This is a genomic window from Candidatus Eisenbacteria bacterium, from assembly GCA_030017955.1.
Lineage (GTDB): Bacteria > Eisenbacteria > RBG-16-71-46 > JASEGR01 > JASEGR01 > JASEGR01.
The window spans coordinates 1-6,198 of the sequence record JASEGR010000115.1 but is presented as its reverse complement, the minus strand read 5'-3'; the positions used below and the strand labels follow the sequence as shown (position 1 = coordinate 6,198).

5 protein-coding genes and 2 tRNA genes are annotated in these 6,198 nt (G+C 52.7%); 1 reads left to right on the top strand and 6 read right to left on the bottom strand.

Annotation, left to right across the window (positions count from 1 at the left end):
* Positions 1-102 precede the first annotated feature (102 nt).
* The 6 genes from QME66_12380 to QME66_12355 form a co-directional block, all read right to left on the bottom strand.
* Complete coding sequence (locus tag QME66_12380; GenBank protein MDI6809758.1) at positions 103-756, bottom strand: site-2 protease family protein; 654 nt, start codon at positions 754-756, stop codon at positions 103-105.
* Between the two features lie 39 nt (positions 757-795).
* Complete coding sequence (locus tag QME66_12375) at positions 796-2,151, bottom strand: pitrilysin family protein (protein MDI6809757.1); 1,356 nt, start codon at positions 2,149-2,151, stop codon at positions 796-798.
* A 4-nt stretch (positions 2,152-2,155) separates the two neighbouring features.
* On the bottom strand, positions 2,156-3,544 hold the full coding sequence (locus QME66_12370) for a pitrilysin family protein (GenBank protein ID MDI6809756.1): 1,389 nt from the start codon (positions 3,542-3,544) through the stop codon (positions 2,156-2,158).
* A 111-nt stretch (positions 3,545-3,655) separates the two neighbouring features.
* Entirely contained in the window at positions 3,656-4,159 is a 504-nt protein-coding gene (locus tag QME66_12365; protein MDI6809755.1) for a hypothetical protein, read from the bottom strand.
* Positions 4,160-4,366: 207 nt separating this feature from the next.
* Positions 4,367-4,442 (bottom strand) — tRNA-Ala (locus tag QME66_12360).
* Positions 4,443-4,591: 149 nt separating this feature from the next.
* Positions 4,592-5,521 (bottom strand): CsgG/HfaB family protein, encoded by a 930-nt coding sequence (locus QME66_12355; GenBank protein MDI6809754.1) that lies wholly within the window; start codon positions 5,519-5,521, stop codon positions 4,592-4,594.
* Between the two features lie 257 nt (positions 5,522-5,778).
* Between QME66_12355 and QME66_12350 the strand changes: the two genes are divergently transcribed.
* A tRNA-Leu gene (locus QME66_12350) sits at positions 5,779-5,865 on the top strand.
* Positions 5,866-6,198 lie beyond the last annotated feature (333 nt).

The window sequence follows — 6,198 nt, the reverse complement described above, 5'->3', positions numbered from 1 at the left end:
ACGACCCCCTCATACCCCCTGGCAGTGTGCCTCATGAAACACCCTGCATTTCGTAAAGCTATTTCTGGGACGGCACACCAGTGTGGTGTCCCGCCGATCTGCTCAGAACACAAACGGTATCCCGGCAATCCTGGAAAAGATACCGATGATAAATCCTGCGGGGAGCCAGATCAAGTAATAACCCAGCGGCGTTGCGATTATGAGCACGATCCCCAGAAATCCCAGCACCTGGAGTCTTCTGAATTGATCGGCAATCCTGCCCGGCAGAAGTCCGACAAGAATCATCGAGCCATCAAGCGGCGGGATCGGGAGCAGGTTGAACACTGCAAGTACGGCATTGATCTGAATTCCGAATGAGAACATTATCACGAGAGCGTTCGTAGCGGCCAAACCGCCGGACAGCAGCAGCGCCTTAAGGGCCAGCGCGCAGACAAAGCTGAGAGCTATGTTCGAAAGCGGTCCGGATACAGCTACCTGAAGGAGCCCGGACCTCATGTCCTTGAAGTTCAATGGATTCACGGGAACGGGTTTTGCCCATCCAAACAGTATCCTGGCCTGAAGGATGACTAGCGTGAGGGGAAGCAGGATGGTTCCAAATGGATCTATGTGAGGGAGCGGATTTAGAGTAAGTCTTCCGGAATCCTTTGCCGTCGGGTCACCATTCCGGAGCGCCACATACCCGTGAGCGCATTCATGAACGATGACGGAGAAAAAAAGGATCGGTACTGTGAGTACTGCGGAAAGGCCATTGTTCATCAGGGATTGATCATGCTCCTAGTTCCTTTCTTTCCACGTTTACTGCTTGGCCAGAATCGCCGAAAGGCAGTAGTTTCCGCAAATCTTTACAGCCAGGTCCTTGACCAATTCAGGAGTCGTGTTCTTGATATCTTCTATATAGAGATCCCCGAACTTGTAGCCAAGCCCCAGGCTCTCATAGAGCGCCATGAGATAGGCCTGCCTGAAGTTGGTCTCAAGTGAAATAACGTAGTTCCCCTGCAGGTAGCTCTTTGTTCGTTCCACTTCTTCAGAAGTTACTCCATCGGCCTTGACCCGGTCTATCTCATTCAGCACGCCCTTCCATGCAACCTCAAACTGGTCACCTTTTGTTCCCATATAGGCCGCAAGGAAGTTCGACGAGACGTAGCCGCCTTCGGTCGAACCAACCTGATATGCCAGCCCCCTTTTGTCCCTGAGCTCGGTAGAAAGCCGCGAATCCATGCTCCCGCCCAAGACCGCATCAAGGACCTTGAGAGTCCCGTATCCCTTTTCTCCCAAACCAGGTGCCCTGTAACCGAGGACAAACCATGTTGCTTTGGTCTCTCTGACCCTGGTACTCTGTTTTGCCGACACGAGCTCAACGGGCTTTGCCTCAATTGGCTTTGGCTTCTCAAGCGACCCGCCGAACATGAGAAACGTCTTTCGGATTTTCTCGAGAAGCTCCTTGGAATCAAAATTCCCCACTGCCGCCCAGACCATGTTACTGGGTCTGAAGAACATGCCGTAGTATCTCGTAGCATCAGCTCTGTCAAAGTTCGATATCGTCTGCGCATAGCCCAGCGCAGGTTTGTGAAAAGGATGCCCCTCGAAAAGGGTTTCGTAAAAAAGGTCAAAGGCAGTGGCGAGGAGTCTATCACTTCGGGCCCCGATTTCTTTGAGAACCATGGACTTCTCTTGAGCCACTTCCTCATCCGGGAAGGAAGTGTCCTTGAGCACATCGAGCAGAATATCGACCGCCGGCCCAAAACCTTCCCTCGTCGCTTCCAGCGATATGACCCCCACTTCCTTTCCTGCATAAGCATTGATTCTTGCCCCGACTGATTCTATGCCGTTCGCAATGTCCTGAGCATTCAGCGACTGGGTGCCCTTGAGAATAAGCCTTGCAGTGAGATTCGAGTATCCTGCTTCAGAGTCCGGCTCGTAGGCAGAGCCCATCCTCATGAAGATCGCAAGAGAAACGATGTCGTTGGCATCGGACTCTCGCGCGATGAAAGTAAGGCCGTTCGGAAGGAGGAATCTTTCGGCGTCGTCTGCGCACGAGACCGCAGGCGTTAAGGCAGATACGACAAGAACGACTAACGAAGCTCCAATACAGGAAGCCGCTCGCACAGAAGCCGCGGAGCACGATAAATCTCCTCTCCTCTTCTCGCGCATGGAGTTAGCCTTTCGTTTTCGGAAGAATGTAACAAACTGCATATGGCTTCCCTTTCAAGTAATCTCTCGCCACTCTCATCACGTCGGAGGAAGTCACGCCTCCAATTCCGTCAACATAGCGCAGCGCTTCTTCGGCCCCCTGAAGCGTCTCGGCACGGCCAAGCTTTCCGGCAACTCCAGCCCCGGTTTCGCTCTCGAAAGCAAACTTGGACTTAAGCATCATCTTTGCCCTTTGAAGCTCCTCCTCGGTGATTCCTTTCTCGGCAAGCAGGTTCATCTCGGCTTTGATCGCCGCTTCCACGCTGTCCTTGAGTGCAGGGTCAAGCTCTGCGAAAAGACCCAGTGCGCCGGCCTTGTCGAGATCCCATGACCATACAGATATGTTTGAAACAATCTTCTTCTTTTCCCTCAGATTCTGGTACAATCTTGAACTCTTGCCTTCTCCCAGGATCGCCGCGGCTACTTCCAGCGGATAGAAGTCTTTCATCAAACTCCGGCCCTTGGTCTGGAATCCAAGCATGAGATATCCTCTGTTCACATCCTTTTCGATTACACGCTCCACCCTTCTCGTGAGCGGACTCCATCCGATGTCAGGATATCCGGTTTCCTTCGCATGTCTGAAAGAAGAAAAGCCGCGCCCGATCTCGCCCAATGCCTTGCCGGTGCTTACGTCTCCGGCAATCACGACAACCAGGTTCTCGGCTCCGTAGCGGGCGTCAACGTACTTGAGGAAAGCCTCTCTGTCGATCCGGTCAAGAGACTCATTAGTTCCGAGAACCGGCCTTGCCCAGGGCGTGCCGGGAAGGAGAGCTTCTTGAAAAAGGGTAAAGAGTTTCCCGTTGGGATCATCTTCCTTCCTGTTTATCTCCTCCTTGACGACCTTTCTTTCTTTTTCGATTTCCTCCGGGGCAAATTTGGAATTGGCCAGCGCATCAGAGAGAAGGTCAACTGCAATGTTCATATGCTGGGCTGGAACGGTTATGTAGTAGTGCGTGTACTCAACCGATGTCCCTGCATTGCTCCTGCCCCCCAGCGATTTCACGATTCTATCCATCTCTCCAACACCGCGTTTCTCCGTGCCCTTGAAGAACATGTGTTCAAAGAAATGGGAGATTCCATTGATTTCGTCGTTTTCATTCACGGACCCCACCCTGGCCCACACATCAACAGTCACAATCGGGGCAGAGTGGAGTTCCTTCACTATCGCGGTAAGCCCGTTCTCAAATTTCGCTCTCGTGAACGGGGCCAGAACGCTCTTTGAGTCCTTCCCAACGACCTGCGAAGTATATTTAAGAGTTCCCTGCCCATGAGAGAGGGAAGGAAAGACAAATGGCGCAAGAAGCAGGGAAAAAACACAAATTCGAAGCGCATGTGAGGAGCATTTTTTTGTCATAGATGGCCCATTTTTCTAGGCAGTCTATCACATGGAGCCATTCTGTCAACCGTGATTTGGCAAAGAAAAAGGGCATCCCGAGAATTCGGGATGCCCTTCTCAGCCGGACTGCTACGGCAGATAGATGGTCACCATGAACGCGGTCATTGCTGTTCCCATGGTGCTGTAGCTTTTGGTCCCGGACCAGTTCGAGATTGAGGAGAATCCAAGCTGAGCGTTACCGGACACGCTGACATTCTTCATAATGAATGCCTCAACGCCGAAGATCCCGGCCAGAGAAAACGTGGTCTGAGAGTCGCCAACCGGCGGGCTGCTTGTGCCGAAGCCAACGCCTGCTCCGACGTAGGGTGCCACGTCTTCTGTCTTGAGATACTTCGCCACTCCGCCGCCGATGCTAAGCAGTGTCGACTTTGAGCCGCTGATTCCGGCACTCATGTAACCGACCGACACGTTGACAGCCATGTCAGAAGCAAGCATGTACTTGCCCGCAAGGGCGGTCGAAGAGCTAGTCGAGAAAACCAATGCTTTGTTCTTGGCCTCGAGGCTGTTCTCGGCAGACGCAGCCACTGTTACAAGTATAAGAAGCCCGAGAGAAAGAAACAGAGCTCTTTTCATCTTTTAACCTCCTTAAAGGTTCCGCATCCTGTTGAGAGGATGCCACAGCAATACAACCCACTTGCCGGGTATCTGTCAGGCGAAAGACTCTCCCTGTCTGACTTACCCGGTACCTGCATCTTCCCGGCTATCACCTCCTTCCGTCTCAGAGCTAAGATAGTCTCTGCCCGTTACGCGATACATCGTGAAAGGTAGGTCCGCGAGTAGTGGTGGAGCTGGCGGGGCTTGAACCCGCTACCTCTTGTCTGCCAGACAAGCGCTCTCCCAGCTGAGCTACAGCCCCGGTCGGCAGGTTTCAAGAAAAAAGAGGCCAGAGGCTCAAACCTACCGCAACCAGGCTGGTTACCTACCGTAGGAAAGGCCACGCATCCTCTTTCCAGTCGGTCAGTGTAGTGGGAACCCCATTTTTAGTCAACAAAAAAATGAAGCGCGTCACTTCAGACGCACGATATCACCCTCTTTGAGGCCCAAACCCGAGGTTACTTTGCACTTTGATGCTTTGCCTTTTCCGACATTGTTATCCAGGACCTCTATCTTGCCGACAGCTGTCTCCTCGCTGCCAAGAGATTCGCCCGTGTCGGGGTCAATGACCTCCTCGCCCGCCCGATAAACGACAAACTTGTCACCTACCTGTACCCCCGCCTCGGCTCCCGAGTTGATGATGACTGATCCGTCGGCACTGAGCTTGGCGATTTTTGCAGACCAGGGGATGTTCACTGCGGCCGCATCGATCTTTGTCACGATTTCATTGACGGCTTCACGAGTGGCTTTGCCTACAAGCGATTCATCAAATGCTTTCTCATTCTTGAAATCGAATTCGGGGGTGGACACGGACAAACCCGTTGAGGATTTTTCCTTTCGAACACTCTCTGCCTGAAGGATTTCGCCGGTCGTAGTATTGATGAAACGCACATCCACTGCGACGGTCGCTGACATCTTCTTGCCTCCCAGGCCGATGCCGCCCATGCGCCCGCCCTTCTCGGATTCCTTGTGGCCGAACTCCGTCACACTTCCCACGATGGCCAGCTCGACCCCAAGCATCTTCCCGATCTTTGCTGCGCTTTCAGACGTAATGACTCCGGTCTGACCCAATGCCTGTTCCTTCAATACCACGTCCTCAATCTGCTGCCGCTCGATCACGCGGTACTTGCCGCTCTTCACGAGCGCCGTGGTAAGCATGTCGGCCATTCCGTCACCGACCGGCTGACCGGTCCACCAGCTGTAAACATGCGCGGTCTTGTCCTCAAACTTGAAGACTGCGACACGTTTCTTCAGGCGCTGGGGCTGTTCGTCGCCGGCGAAGACCGAATGGAAGGATACAGCGGCAAACACAAGCAGCATTGCAAGAGCTAGTTTGCGCATTTTCAACCCCCCTTTTTGGGACAACATCAAATTGACTGATTGGTCAGCAAGATAGCGCAACAAGCATGCTCTGTCAATGTTGTGAGGAAAATAGTGACAGTCACCTATTTCCCGTGACCAGGATGATCAACCTCACGCGTATTTTTCGATCCTACATCCCACGAGCGGAGAGACTGCCCAGGAAATAGGTGACTGTCACTATTTTCGGACAAGTTGACATCAGGCAGCAAAAGAAGCTAGATTTGTGTGGACTCAACGCCGGAGTGGCGAAACTGGAAGACGCGCTGGACTCAAAATCCAGTGAGGCCTTAAACCTCGTGCCGGTTCGACCCCGGCCTCCGGCAATAGAACTCATAGAGGCTTCACAAGTTAGCCTTTCTCGTGGATCTGAACCTTCTCTCCACCAAATCCCATCTGAGCCAGATTGTGCCCGTTCGAGCAATTCCTTCGTTTCTTCGCGCAACCTGCACACGTTCTCGGAAGCATCCTTCAAGTCAGCCTCGTTCACAATGAGGAATGATGACAGAACATGTTCATTAATCGGAGCCAGATAGCTCATCTAAATCCAGCCACAGATCAAACGGTCAAGTCTTTTTTCTCCTGTAAAATCGGTCAGGTATAACCTCCTCCCGGTGAACCGTCACCTCCTTTCCGGCTTCTCTCAATTCGCATCGTTT